We start from the raw sequence: 13,019 nt of genomic DNA on the forward strand, positions 1-13,019 counted from the left end.
GATGGAAAACTTTAAAGCTTGGTGGAATGGCTTAGTTTTGCGTGAAAAGCAGATGGTTTCTGCCTGTGGTGTGGTGTTAGTTATTGGTATTTTGTACTGGGGTGTTTGGACCCCGATAGCCAATGCTGAAGACGAGGCGCAGCGTAATCTAGAAGGTCAGCAAAGCACGCTGAACTACGTTAAGCAAACCGCCAACCGTATTGCAGGCCTAAAGCAAAGCGGCAGCAGTAATGCGTTCAGAGGCAGTTTAAGTGCTGCAGTTAACCAAACCGCAGGTGCATTTGGGTTAGAGATCACCCGTATGCAGCCTCAAGGCAATAAAATTCAAGTATGGATGGACGAAGTGCCATTCGATACGTTGCTGAACTATCTTAACGAGCTGGTGCAAAATAAAGGCTTGTCTTTAGAGAGTTTAGACTTAGCTGAATCAGATACTCCTGGTTACGTTAATGTGCGTCGTATTCAGCTGTCGAAATAAGGTGTTGTGGTGAAATTAGCAAAGAAGATAGCGTTAGGCTTTTTAATCTACTTAGTATTTTTAGTGGTGTTGTTTCCGGCCAGTATGGCGGTAAAGCTGGCTCCATTGCCAAGTAATGTCACAATTAGTGGTGTATCCGGTACTATTTGGGCGGGTAGCATCGATATGCTTAACGTGCAAAAGCGCCAAGTTGAGATGATTACCTGGGATCTAAATGTACTATCGCTGTTTACTGGCACGGTTAAAGCTGATGTAGTGATTGGCAGCCGTGCTAGCGCGGTTAATGGTAAAGGCACTATCGCCTATTCAATGTCGGGGCTCGATGCCTCAGGCTTAAGATTTGAAGCGCCGAGTAGCTTTTTATTAGGACGTACTAACTTACCTTTTAGAACCAAAATTAATGGTGACCTAAGTGTGCTAGTTGATACGTTTGAGCAAGGTTTGCCTTGGTGTGAGCAGTTATCTGGTAAGTTGTTTTTAAACCAAGTGAATGTCACTAACCAGTTTGGTAAATACCCTCTGGGGGATATTGCGCTAGGCCTAGCATGTCTTGATGGCAAAGTAGAATTGACCACAGATGAGAAGCTAAATGGTTTAGGTTTGGATGGCACAATTGTTCTGGCGGATCAAAAAATGGTGCAAGTTAACGCCAAAATCCACGAAGTGAATACTCAGCCTGATGACTTGAAAAAGGCCTTATCTTTCTTAGGTAAAAAGGATAGCCAAGGTTATTACCCCATTACTTATCAAGGCCGATTACCTATCTAGTTAGCTTAGCTTTGATAGACTTTTAAAAAGGCGCTGTATCAGCGCCTTTTTTGTCGTTGATGGTCTACTTTTGCTGCAGTAACTCATCAAACAAGTGGTGATAATCTTCAATCGCAGGGAAATCATCAAACACCTTATTCGGCTTTTGGCTGTCTGGATTAGCAATACCAAGCTGATAACCGACACCAGCGAGCTTTGCCGCCGCTAAAATGGCTTCGTTATCATCAATAAACAAACAACGGCTAGGCTCAAGATTGAAACGCTTAAATAACTGTACCCAAAACTCGGGGTGCTCTTTTGGATAACCGGTTTCATGGCTGGATATCATCGCGTCGAGGCCTAGGGCTAAATCGGTATGCTCTAGTTTTAATCCTAGATTTTTAGGGTGGGCATTGGTAACCAAAATGCGAGATTTGCCCGTACGCTGTAAAGCCTCAAGAAAAGGCATGCTGTCTTGGCGCATCTGAATGCGTTCAACCAGCGTGCGGTGCAGCGCCATAATATCTAGCCCCATTTGCTGCTCCCAATACTCTAGGCAATACCAATTAAGGGTGCCTGCCACATTGTTATAGCATGCTTCAACCCAATCACTAGCCTCTTGCAGTGAGATATTGCGTTGTTCGCTGAGTACTTTAGGGATCAACTGCACCCAAAAATGATTATCGAAATGCAGGTCTAAAAGCGTACCATCCATATCGAGCAAAACGGTGTCAATTTCTGTCCATGGAAACATAGTTAGCTGATCCTAGAAAATTCATGTTGTAGATTGGGTGAACAATAGTAAGATTATACTGAATTAAATGACAAGTCGGCAGCGGCACTGGGATGTGTATGACTAAAAAAAATCAGAAACCGGAAATTTTGCACGCTGAAGTCGTTGCACAAAGCCGACTGTTTCAAATCGAACAAGTGCATCTAAGATTTTCTAACCAGGTAGAACGCCAATATGAGCGTATGAAAGGTAATAATCGTGGTGCGGTGATGGTGGTTCCTGTGCTTAATGGCAATCAACTCTTGCTTGGGCGAGAATATGCTGCAGGTACTCATAGCTATGAGCTGGGCTTTCCTAAGGGGTTAATTGATCCGGGTGAAGAAGCCCATGAAGCGGCTAATCGAGAGCTTCAAGAAGAGATTGGCTACGGCGCTAAAAAGTTAACTCATTTAATGGAGTTAAGCCTAGCACCGGGTTATTTTGCCAGTAAAATGCAGATTTTTATTGCTGAAGATCTTTATGAAAGTCGTTTAGAAGGCGACGAGCCAGAGCCGATTGATATGGTGGCTTGGCCGCTAGCAAATTGGCAAGATTTGTTGAATGAAGAAGATTTTTCCGAATCACGTAGTGTAAGTGCTTTATTTTTAGCACAAAAACATCTACAACTAAGTTAGTCAAATCGACGTAGGTCATGGGTATTAGGCTGTTGGAGTAGTTATGAAGCCAGAGAATTATGTAGATCAAGTCATTGAAATTGCCACGCTTGCAGGTAAAAAGATCCGCGATATTTACCAAAAAGGTGAATTTGAGCGTGAGATAAAATCTGACAATACACCTGTGACCTCTGCAGATCTCGCTGCCCATGAAATTATTACCCGCGCGCTAACAGAATTGACGCCAGACATTCCTGTTCTTTCAGAAGAAGATGCAGACATTCCCTTTGCGGACCGCTGTGACTGGCAACGCTATTGGTTAGTGGATCCACTAGATGGTACCGGTGAGTTTATCGCTGGCAGCGGTGACTTCTCAGTGATTATCGCGTTAGTAGAACATAATCGCCCGATTATGGGCGTGGTATATGCACCGATGACTGAAGTTTGTTATTACGGCATTGCAGGATTAGGTTCTTACAAGCGTAAAGACGGCATAGAAGTGCGTATTAGTAGTAAACAGCTAACCAATGACTCTGATTCACTGCGCTTAGCAGTCAGTCGCCGTCAAGATCCGCAATCTGTGATTAAGCTATTTAATCAAGATAAACACTGCGAATTAGTAGTATTGGGTGGCGCAGCATTAAAGAGTTGCCTAATTGCTGAAGGTCGCGCTGATTGCTACGTACGTATTGGTCCTACGGGGGAGTGGGATACAGGCGCTGCGCAAATTATTGTTGAAGAGGCGGGCGGTCAAATTATGGATCTTAACCTGCAGCCATTAACTTATAATGAGCGTGAATCTTTAGAAAACCCTAACTTTATCGTGGTGGGATCTCCTGCTTTAGAATGGGATCAAATCTTAATCAATGAATGATGCGGTTGATTTTTTCCTTGCGACTAAATCAGACCTAATCGCAATCGATGCCCTCGAACAGCAATGTTTTGCTGGGCATAGCTACCCTGATTTTTTCTTTAGACAGGCATTAGATTGCTGGCCTAACGGCTTTTTGATCGCTAAAGATAGCCAAGGCTCTGTGCTCGGCTATCTGTTAGCATCGACGAGTGCAGAAGTTGATACTCACTGGGTTCTATCCGTTGCTGTCGCCGATACTGCTCGTGGTCAGGGCATTGGCGGCCAGCTAATCTCAAGACTGATCAGCACCTTACCGGCCGAGGTTAACTATTTGCAGTTAACCGTTGCACCAGACAATCCAGCTAAAGCGCTATATGCTCGCCATGGTTTTATTGAACATGGCTTTGAGGCTGACTATTTTGGTAAAGGTGAGCCGCGGTTATTGATGCGCTTTGCGAAAGCGGAGAACACCTAACCCTGATGTTATTGAGCCGGCGCTTCTTACCTTATTTTGTTACTCAATGCCTTGGCGCATTGAACGATAATGTATTTAAGAATGTGCTGCTGCTCTTAGTCGCTTATTCCCAAGTTGATGAACTTCCCATCGACGTTAATTTATTCGTCAATTTGGCCGCAGGTCTATTCATTTTACCTTTCTTACTGTTTTCCGCCCATGCAGGTCAAGTTGCTGACTATGTTGATAAATCCGCACTGATCCGCAGATTAAAATTACTAGAGTTAGTGATCATGTCGTTCGCGGTATTTGCGATTGTTAGTCACAGCTACATGGTGATGTTGTTACTGTTATTTTTAATGGGTGTACAGTCGGCATACTTTGGGCCGGTAAAGTATTCTTTGTTGCCAAGAGTACTTGATAACAGTGAGCTCGTGTCGGGTAATGCATGGGTTGAGATGGGAACCTTTCTGGCTATCTTAGCGGGAACGATTTCTGCAGGATTGATAGTTGCTAGTGACAATGCGACTTATTGGGCGGCAGCCAGTGTATTTATCTTGGCTTTGATAGGAGCGTTAACAAGCTGGTTTATTCCAAGCATTCCTGCCCATTCACTGCAAAAACCGCACTTTTCTATTGTTAGGGCAACATTTGCCAATATTAAAAAGGCACGTCGCACACCGGGTATTTGGGTCGCGATTTTAGCCATTAGTTGGTTTTGGTTTGTCGGTGCAACTTATCTGACGCAATTCCCTAATTTTGCACGTATTACCTTCGCTGCTGACCCTACAGTGGTGTCCTTGCTGTTATTACTGTTTTCGGTGGGTATCGCTGCCGGCTCTTTTGTTTGTGAACGGCTGTCTTGTCATCAAGTTGAATTGGGTATTATGCCGCTAGGTTTAGCCTTGTTGGCAGGCTTTGGTATTGACCTGTACTTTGCGATCCCTGCTAAACCTGAGCTAGCAGCACTTTATAATCTACAAAGCTTTATTGCCGAAGCTGACCATTATCGACTGATGCTTGATCTGTTTATGATAGGGGGAGGCGGTGGTTTATTTATAGTGCCCTTGTATACCTACATTCAGGCACGGGCAAAAGGTGGCGAGTGTGCCCAAGCGATTGCCAGCAATAATATTATCAATGCGTTGTTTATGGTGACATCAGCAGTATTTGCCATGGTTATTTTGAATGTTTTTCAGTGGCAAATTGAGCAACTATTTTTACTCTTAGCTGTGGGTAATGTGCTGGTTTTATGTTGGCTGTTGTTGGGGTGGCCTGAGTTACTGTTGAGCATGAGCAGTTATTACTACCGTAGGTTTAAACATAAAGTGAGCTTAGACGACCCTAACGCTTTGCATAAGCAAGCTAAGTTGATTGTGGTGACTGATAACCTAAGTTGGAGTGACATGATGTTACTTTACGGCAGTTTTACTCACCCAGTACATTTTGCCGAGGGCATGATTCAACGGCTGAGTCTCAATCGTTTTTATCGTCGCGCAGTATTGTGCATTAGCTATTTGGCGAGCAGCGTAGACGATGCTACAGATAATAATGCTACAACGAAGGATGCTAGTACTGAAAGTTATGAGGCTGCAGAGCTTGATATCGACAGTGTCATTTGCGTCAGTGCTGTGCAGTTAAAGCAGGTTCAAGCAGAGCTAAAAGACTACACTTGTGTCACAACCAAGCTGTCAGTTAAAGCTGATGGAGCAAAGCGATTAGTTTTAGAAATACGCCCACTAACAGCAGGCTAATTAGTAAAAATTGCCAGCTGTTAATGAGGTAATAAATGCTTTATTGGTTATCTAGCCATTGGTGCATAGCCTGATGATCACCTTTAAAGATAATTCGTTCGGCCTTTTTATCGATTTGGTATTGATACATTGGGTCGTAGTATTTGACCAATAGCAATTCAATCCATTCTAAGTGTGCGCTGGTATCATTTTGGCTTTGCTGGATAGCTAAGGCGTTAGTGATAATAGCTTGAAACTCATCATGCTGCTTATTGCCAAGGCGCTTTTTAATTCCTGTAATGCTTTGGGCTAGGTATTCTGCAAAAGCGGTAAACCCTTGCTCTTCGCCTAATCTCTGAATATAACCACTATGCATTTTGTGTACATATTCGTTTAACAGGCGCGCTAAGCGAGCGTCTAAAGATTCTTCTAATACCAATACATTGGCAGTCTGCATACCAGCATAAAATGCTTGAGGCAGGGCTGAGCGGCCAATTAGGTAGCTTTCATCTTCTAGTAGCAAGTGTTTAGCTTCACTGTCTTGATGCTTTAATAGCGCAACAGCGAGTGCATTTTCAAAGTTGATTTGGCTTGGTTGCCCTTCATGGTAGCGACCAAAGCTAGAGCCTCGATGATGCGCAAGTCCTTCAAGGTCAACCGCCTCTTTGCGTTTGAGAAGAAAGTCGGTTTTACCACTACCAGTAATGCCGCTTAAGATCAGCATAGGCTTTACACTCGGTGCAGCGTCAATAGTTTCAATTAGAAACTGACGCATTGCCTTGTAGCCACCTTCGATAAAAGGGATATCTAAGCCGGCTTCTTTAATCCATTGCTGGGTTAGCTGAGAGCGCAAACCGCCACGAAAACAATAAATGTAACCGTCAGGGTTTTCGCTAAAAAACTTAACCCAAGCAGCGATTCTTTGCTGTTTTACATCGCCATGAACAAGGGAGTGCCCCAGTTCGATAGCGGCTTGTTGGCCTTGTTCTTTATAGCAGGTGCCAACTAAACGGCGCTCTTCATCTTCCATAAGGGGATGATTAACGCTGGCTGGGAAGGCTCCTTTGTCAAACTCGACAGGCGCGCGGGCATCCATAATGGGATGATCGCTAACGAGAATGCGGCGATATTCGCTTGCGCGCACTTTATTGAGTGACATTAAATCAGCTCCACGGTTTTACCCGCATTGTTTTCAATTAGCTGACCAATACAGATAGGTTCAATACCATTTTCAGTTAGCAGAGTGGTAAGTGTAGCTTCGCCTTCTTCAGCTACCGCAATGAGTAGACCACCGCTGGTTTGTGGATCACAAATAATCGCTTTTTGCTCTTCTGTTAATGTTGGTAAGTGCTCACCGTAACTGTCGAAGTTTCTATGGGTGCCACCAGGGATACAGCCTAATTCTAGGTAGTGACGTGCGTTTGGCAGCAATGGCAGTAAGCTCACATCAATTTTAGCACTAAGGTCGGCACCGTGGCACATTTCAAGTAAATGACCCGCTAGGCCGAATCCCGTTACGTCAGTTAATGCGTTAACTTGGGGGATCTTAGCGATTTTAGGGCCGAGAATGTTCAATTGGCACATGGCTTCAGCTGCTGTGTTTAGATCTGCATCGGCAAGCTTTTTCTGTTTTTGTGCTGTGGTTAAAATGCCAATCCCCAGCGGCTTAGTTAGGTAAAGTTTGTCGCCAGCTTTAGCGGTATCGTTTTGCTTGAGCTCTTCTAATGGAATTTGTCCAGTAACGGCCAAACCAAAGATTGGCTCTGGCGAATCAATACTGTGGCCACCGGCTAGCATAATACCTGCATCGGCACAGGCTTTACGACCGCCATCAACCACTTGCTGTGCCACTTCTGCTGGCAGTTTATTTACCGGCCAGCCTAAAATCGCAATCGCCATCATAGGTGTACCACCCATGGCGTAGATATCGCTAATCGCGTTAGTGGCTGCAATGCGACCAAAGGTAAATGGATCATCTACTATCGGCATGAAAAAGTCAGTGGTGCTGATAATACCTGTGGTTTCGTTTAGCTTATAAACCGCAGCATCATCGCGAGTCTGGTTACCTACTAGCAGATTCGGATCATCAAAAACGGGTAACTGGGTGGCAAGAATCGTGCCCAGCACTTTTGGTGAAATTTTGCAGCCGCAGCCCGCACCGTGACTATATTCGGTAAGTTTGATTTCTGAATCTGACATGAGCTTAAATCGCCCTAAAAAGGTAAGTAGCCGATCATAATAGACCCATACCCCAGTGACTTCAATCAACCGCAAGTACAAGTTGAGACTTGAGGCTTATCCTGCAGAGAATAATTAACCTAATCGGGCTTTTTTGGCCCGCAAATAAAAAGCCGCTCTAGTGAGCGGCTGTTTTGATAGGTATTAATGCTGGTTATTAACCAAAGCTTGCAGTAAGACTGTGCCAGCTTTTTTGTTGTTGCTTAAAGCGCTGTTTTAACTCTTTAACTTGGCTAAGTAGATGCTTATCAGCAAGTTGTTGTCGCTTAGCTTCGATCAAGGCTTTTTTAGCGGCGTAATAGTCAGCAAGATGCGTTTTAAGCATCTCATACTCAGCTTGAAGCTTGTCGATTATCTCTTCGCTATTAGGTAAGTGTGCCACTTTATTTTGTGTGCGCTTAAGTTGCATTTGCAGGCGCGCATGTTCAATACGTTCTTGTGGCACTATGCGGCGGTTATCAGCTAGCCCCGCTAATGCTAAACCATCAATTAGCCACTTAGTTGGGTCGTATTGCCACCAGTGAATACCATTGCGGTAGTCATTTTCAAAAATATGATGGTAATTATGATAGCCCTCGCCATAGGTTAACAGTGCTAAGAAGCCATTATCGCGAGCGGTATTTTTATCTGTATAAGGCTGTGAGCCCCAGATATGCGCTAAAGAATTGATAAAGAAGGTGCAGTGATGCACGACAACTAAGCGTAACAATCCGGCTAACAGTAGCATGCCGAGAATGTCGCCATTTAACCAGCCCAATAGTATTGGTAGGCCAAAGTTCATAAGCAGCAATAGTGGAAGGTAATACTTGTGTTGCCACATGACGATTTTATCGTTCTGTAGATCACGCACGTTTTTATAATCATGGTAACGCTGGGATTGATATTCGCGCAGCATCCAGCCTATATGGCTGTACCAAAATCCCATCTTGGCTGAGTAAGGATCTTTGTCGTTATTATCAACATGTTTATGGTGAACTCGATGATCAGAAGACCAGTGTAGCGCACTGTTTTGCAGGGCTAGGGCGCCGCCAAGAGCGTATAGGAATCTGATTGAAGCGTGGGCTTTATAGGTACGGTGAGACCACAATCTGTGGTAACCACCGGTAATAGATAGGCCGCTAGCAAAAGCGAGCACAACAAAGGCTAGCCATTCGATAGCTTCAAATCCATAGGCTATTCCGTACCAAGGCACTAATATGACGGCAGAGGCAAATGTGATGGTGAACAGACTCACATTCATCCAGATGATTGGAGGTTTTTTCATTATAGTTCTATCTCTCGCTGAGCGTACATCTGTACGCTAATTTAACTTGGATAGTGATCTTGGTCAAGTTTGTTGATGCTGCGTTTTGTGTTAAAAAGCGGTATTATTCAAGGAATAATTTTTGTAAGTAGGTTCAAGATGGGCATTAGAGCACAACAAAAAGAGAAAACGCGGCGGGCACTTGTCGATGCGGCATTTAGTCAATTAAGCGCTGAACGTAGCTTTTCTAGCCTGAGTTTGCGTGAAGTTGCACGTGAAGCCAATATTGCTCCCACTTCTTTCTATCGCCATTTTAAAGATATGAATGAGCTGGGCTTAACCATGGTGGATGAAGGTGGTTTAACGCTTAGACAAATGATGCGTAAAGGGCGTCAACGTGCTGAAGCGGGCGGTAGTGTTATTCGTATTTCTGTTGAAACCTTTATGGAAGTTCTTGAATCGAACCCAAACGTTTTCCGTATTTTATTACATGAGCGTTCAGGAACATCTGCACCTTTTAGGGGCGCAGTAGCTCGTGAAATCGAGCACTTTATTTCTGAATTAGCACATTATACCGAAGCGACGGCTAATCGTGCTCCCGAGTTAGCTCACGCACAAGCTGAGGCGTTAGTGACATTGGTGTTTAACGCAGGTGCTGCAGCACTGGATATGAAACGCGCGGATCGTAAAATTCTGGCGGATCGTTTAGTTATCCAGCTGCATATGATTGCTAAAGGCGCTGAGGCCTTACAGCATAAAAAAGAGCAGAAGTAATCGAATGATTAAACGAAAAACGGCATCCTAAAGGATGCCGTTTTTTTGTGGGACTGGAAGCTTATTTCTTTTCAAGAAATACACCAGACTCCATATGGTCGGTATATGGGAACTGATCAAATAATGCAAAACGAGTGATGTTATGAGTTTTGCTTAGTTCGGCTAAATTGTCGATCAAGGTATGCGGGTTACAAGAGATGTAAACGATACGCTCATAACCTTGTACCAACTTTACTGTGTCTGCGTCTAATCCAGCGCGAGGTGGATCGACGAAAATGGTATTACAGTTATAGCTATCTAAATCGATACCTTCTAAACGTCTAAAGCTACGTTTTTTCGCCATCGCTTCAGTGAAATCTTCAGCTGACATGCGAATGATCTGCAAGTTGTCTACTTGGTTAACTTTAATGTTGTACTGGGCAGACTCAACAGAAGGTTTAGCAAGTTCAGTTGCTAATACACGGTCAAAGTTTTGTGCCAATGCAATAGAGAAGTTACCGTTACCGCAGTAAAGCTCTAGTAAATCACCAGTGCTATTTTTGGTGACATCAATAGCCCATTCAAGCATCTTAACTGACACTTTACCGTTAGGTTGAGTAAAGCTATTTTCAATCTGGTGGTATTGCAACTGCTTGCCGGCAACATTAAGTGACTCAACCACAAAGTCTTTATCTAAAATGATTTTTTGCTTACGAGCACGGCCAATCAAATTCATATTAAACTGAGTGCTTAATGTTTGCTTGAGGATTTTAGCTTGTTGCTCCCACTCGCTATCAAGTTGTTTATGGTAAAGCAGTGATACTAAGATCTCGCCACTTAGGGTTGATAAGAAATCAATCTGGAATAAACGATGGCGTAAAATGGTGTTTGGCTTTAATAGTTCAACTAAAGCAGGCATCATTTTATTGATCAGTTCACTGGCAGGCAGAAACTGATCGCAGCGAACTTTGCTATTTAGCTCTTTATCGAACATATAGTAGTAAAGATCTTCGCCTTCATGCCAAACACGAAATTCAGCACGCATACGGTAATTAGCAGGCTCTGAGCTAAATGCTTCAAGCTCTGGAGTGTCAAAATCAGCAAATAACTGAGTTAACTTGACGCGCTTTGCTTCGAGCTGCACATCATAGGTTGTAGGATCCATTGCTGCTAAATTCATATCTTGATCACCGTAGGCATTAAATTAGGGGCGGAATATTATACTAGATAGCTGGGATGTCCAGTTTCTCGCTTCCGATTTTACCTAGCTTGTGGGAAAATTCTAAAGCAATATAGTTAATCCTGCTGCTCGATCGTATATTTGAGCGCGCACCTTATATACAAACTGATGTCATTTTATCTTATCGCGGAGAATACTTTTGTCGGGACCTATTCTAATTTTTGATTCGGGTATTGGTGGTCTATCTATATTCGATGAAATCAGAAAAGCACTACCAGGCCAAAGTTACTGCTATCTATTTGACAATGCTCGTCTACCTTATGGTGAGCTGGAAGAGTCAGTATTAGTTGAAGGTTGTGTTGAGCTAATATGTGAACAAGTCGCGCGAACTAATGCCTGCATGGTCGTTGTGGCTTGTAATTCTGCTAGCACTTTGGTGTTACCTGCATTAAGAGAGCGACTATCTATACCTATTGTTGGCGTGGTACCAGCAATAAAGCCTGCCGCACAATTATCAAAAGCGCGCCATATAGGATTGCTAGCAACACCGGGCACAATAAAACGCTCTTACACTAGAGAGCTGATTGAGCAATTCGCTGAAGGTTGTAAGGTTGAGTTGTTTGGTTCTTCTGAGTTAGTGATGCTCGCGGAGGCCAAATTAGCAGGTGAAGAGATCGATTTAGTTAATCTCGCTAAACAGCTCAAGCCAATCCAATTAACCAACCTTGATACGCTGGTACTCGGTTGCACCCATTTTCCAATCGTTGCTAAAGAAATACAGCAAGTATTAGGGCAAGGAGTAACACTATTGGATTCAGGTAAAGCGGTTGCGCAGCGAGTGTGCTTTTTGTTGGAACAACTAGGAAGTACAGCAAGCACTCAGCAACAAAAGCATTGGTCAGCTATTTACACTACAGAGGGGATCAATGAAGGGTTAACAACCCGACTAGCTGAAAAAGGCTTCACTACTATAGTGTCACGATCTTCAGCTAATCAAGGTTAGCTATACATCACTATTATGCGTTGTCACTTTTATCTGAATCTTGCGATTTAGCTTCGCGCACTTTTAATGTTCTTTCTTGGAAGTCGAACTCATTCAGTTTAGCCATGGCTTTCTTAGCGCCAGCTTCTGACATTTCAATAAATCCAAAGCCCTTACGACGACCAGTCTTGCGATCTCTAACTAAACGTACAGAGTTTACTGGGCCAAACTCACCAAATAGCGCCTTTACTTCACCTTCGTGTACACGATAAGGAAGATTACCTACATATAGTGTCATGGTCGGACCGCTATATGGTTCGTTGCTGTTAGTTGTAGAAGCAGGCGTTTTAGATTGAAGAGAAAAAATAACGCTCGCGATGATAGCACCAGTAAAGAAAGCAATGGCGCCGTTTAGATCCGGTGCAATTTGAAAAATAGCGAGTGCACCTATAATGGCTACGGCCAAGACGATCAAGAATGACTTCTGCATAAATATAATCTCTAAAGAATAAATGAATTGATAACTAACTGTTAATAACCTGCCATATGGTAATGAATTATTAGCCAATAGACTAGTGTGTTGCTGAAAAAATGAACTTTATCTATAACCTAGCATAAAGTTGCTGCTGTTTTAGCCATAAAAAGTAGGATAAATAAGCTAAAAACCGAGCTTTGTTGAAAAGTTCAGCAGGCGAACATTTATTTGATAAAAAGCACTTGCGCTCTTTTTGAATCTCCCTATAATGCGACCCCACTGACACGGTGAAGCAGGCAACTAGCCAAGCACACGGAGTTAGAGAGATTAACTTCTACGGAAATTAGTCTCAGGTGACAATCGCTTTAGAAGCTCAATTTGATGTGACTTGAACAAAGAATCATCGCTTGAAAAACTTCTTAAAATAAGCGCTTGACGCCGACACTAGGAAGTGTAGAATACGCCTCCTCAGCCAAACGACCTAAGCGTCTAAGGCG

General features: G+C 43.4%; 14 protein-coding genes. 8 read left to right on the forward strand and 6 right to left on the reverse strand.

What is annotated here, in order from left to right; translation table 11 throughout:
• The first annotated feature begins 1 nt into the window (after position 1).
• Both AB4298_RS07365 and gspN read left to right on the forward strand, forming a co-directional pair.
• Complete coding sequence (locus AB4298_RS07365; protein WP_371986210.1) at positions 2–478, forward strand: type II secretion system protein M; 477 nt, start codon at positions 2–4, stop codon at positions 476–478.
• 9 nt (positions 479–487) lie between these two features.
• Positions 488–1,246, forward strand: coding sequence for a type II secretion system protein N (gspN, locus tag AB4298_RS07370; protein ID WP_371986211.1), 759 nt, complete (start codon positions 488–490; stop codon positions 1,244–1,246).
• Positions 1,247–1,310: 64 nt separating this feature from the next.
• Here gspN and yrfG read toward each other — a convergent pair whose 3' ends face one another.
• The gene (yrfG, locus tag AB4298_RS07375) at positions 1,311–1,979 is read right to left on the reverse strand and encodes a GMP/IMP nucleotidase (protein WP_249000300.1); all 669 of its coding nucleotides are present in this window, start codon (positions 1,977–1,979) and stop codon (positions 1,311–1,313) included.
• 98 nt (positions 1,980–2,077) lie between these two features.
• Between yrfG and nudE the strand changes: the two genes are divergently transcribed.
• From nudE to AB4298_RS07395, 4 genes are read left to right on the forward strand one after another with little or no spacing between them, the layout of a single operon-like run.
• Positions 2,078–2,632 carry an ADP compounds hydrolase NudE gene (gene nudE, locus AB4298_RS07380; RefSeq protein ID WP_249000301.1) on the forward strand — a complete coding sequence of 185 codons (555 nt, stop codon included), beginning with the start codon at positions 2,078–2,080 and terminating at the stop codon, positions 2,630–2,632.
• 43 nt (positions 2,633–2,675) lie between these two features.
• Positions 2,676–3,485, forward strand: coding sequence for a 3'(2'),5'-bisphosphate nucleotidase CysQ (gene cysQ, locus AB4298_RS07385; protein ID WP_249000302.1), 810 nt, complete (start codon positions 2,676–2,678; stop codon positions 3,483–3,485).
• Positions 3,478–3,939 carry a GNAT family N-acetyltransferase gene (locus tag AB4298_RS07390; RefSeq protein ID WP_249000303.1) on the forward strand — a complete coding sequence of 154 codons (462 nt, stop codon included), beginning with the start codon at positions 3,478–3,480 and terminating at the stop codon, positions 3,937–3,939. The genes cysQ and AB4298_RS07390 overlap by 8 nt, the downstream gene beginning before the upstream one ends.
• 5 nt (positions 3,940–3,944) lie before the next feature.
• Positions 3,945–5,672: an MFS transporter gene (locus AB4298_RS07395; protein ID WP_371986212.1), complete on the forward strand. Its 1,728-nt coding sequence runs from the start codon at positions 3,945–3,947 to the stop codon at positions 5,670–5,672.
• 40 nt (positions 5,673–5,712) lie between these two features.
• Here the strand turns inward: AB4298_RS07395 and mnmH are convergent, their stop codons facing one another.
• From mnmH to AB4298_RS07410, 3 genes are all read right to left on the reverse strand, one after another.
• On the reverse strand, positions 5,713–6,810 hold the full coding sequence (gene mnmH / locus AB4298_RS07400; RefSeq protein WP_249000305.1) for a tRNA 2-selenouridine(34) synthase MnmH: 1,098 nt from the start codon (positions 6,808–6,810) through the stop codon (positions 5,713–5,715).
• On the reverse strand, positions 6,810–7,850 hold the full coding sequence (selD, locus tag AB4298_RS07405; protein ID WP_371986213.1) for a selenide, water dikinase SelD: 1,041 nt from the start codon (positions 7,848–7,850) through the stop codon (positions 6,810–6,812). The genes mnmH and selD overlap by 1 nt, the downstream gene beginning before the upstream one ends.
• Positions 7,851–8,046: 196 nt before the next feature.
• Positions 8,047–9,153, reverse strand: coding sequence for an acyl-CoA desaturase (locus AB4298_RS07410; protein ID WP_249000307.1), 1,107 nt, complete (start codon positions 9,151–9,153; stop codon positions 8,047–8,049).
• A gap of 138 nt (positions 9,154–9,291) precedes the next feature.
• On the opposite strand from AB4298_RS07410, the gene fabR reads away from it, so the two are divergent.
• Complete coding sequence (gene fabR / locus AB4298_RS07415; RefSeq protein WP_249000308.1) at positions 9,292–9,906, forward strand: HTH-type transcriptional repressor FabR; 615 nt, start codon at positions 9,292–9,294, stop codon at positions 9,904–9,906.
• Positions 9,907–9,967: 61 nt separating this feature from the next.
• Here the strand turns inward: fabR and trmA are convergent, their stop codons facing one another.
• Positions 9,968–11,065: a tRNA (uridine(54)-C5)-methyltransferase TrmA gene (trmA, locus tag AB4298_RS07420; protein ID WP_249000309.1), complete on the reverse strand. Its 1,098-nt coding sequence runs from the start codon at positions 11,063–11,065 to the stop codon at positions 9,968–9,970.
• A gap of 199 nt (positions 11,066–11,264) precedes the next feature.
• Between trmA and murI the strand changes: the two genes are divergently transcribed.
• Entirely contained in the window at positions 11,265–12,068 is an 804-nt protein-coding gene (murI, locus tag AB4298_RS07425; RefSeq protein WP_371986215.1) for a glutamate racemase, read from the forward strand.
• A gap of 13 nt (positions 12,069–12,081) precedes the next feature.
• On the opposite strand, the gene AB4298_RS07430 is transcribed toward murI, so the two are convergent.
• A complete protein-coding gene (locus AB4298_RS07430) occupies positions 12,082–12,537 on the reverse strand; it encodes an RNA recognition motif domain-containing protein (RefSeq protein ID WP_249000311.1) in 456 nt (151 codons plus the stop codon).
• Positions 12,538–13,019: the final 482 nt, after the last annotated feature.

Origin of the sequence: Shewanella sp. 10N.261.52.F9 (assembly GCF_041471165.1) — a bacterium.
In the GTDB taxonomy this organism is placed as follows: domain Bacteria; phylum Pseudomonadota; class Gammaproteobacteria; order Enterobacterales; family Shewanellaceae; genus Shewanella; species Shewanella marinintestina.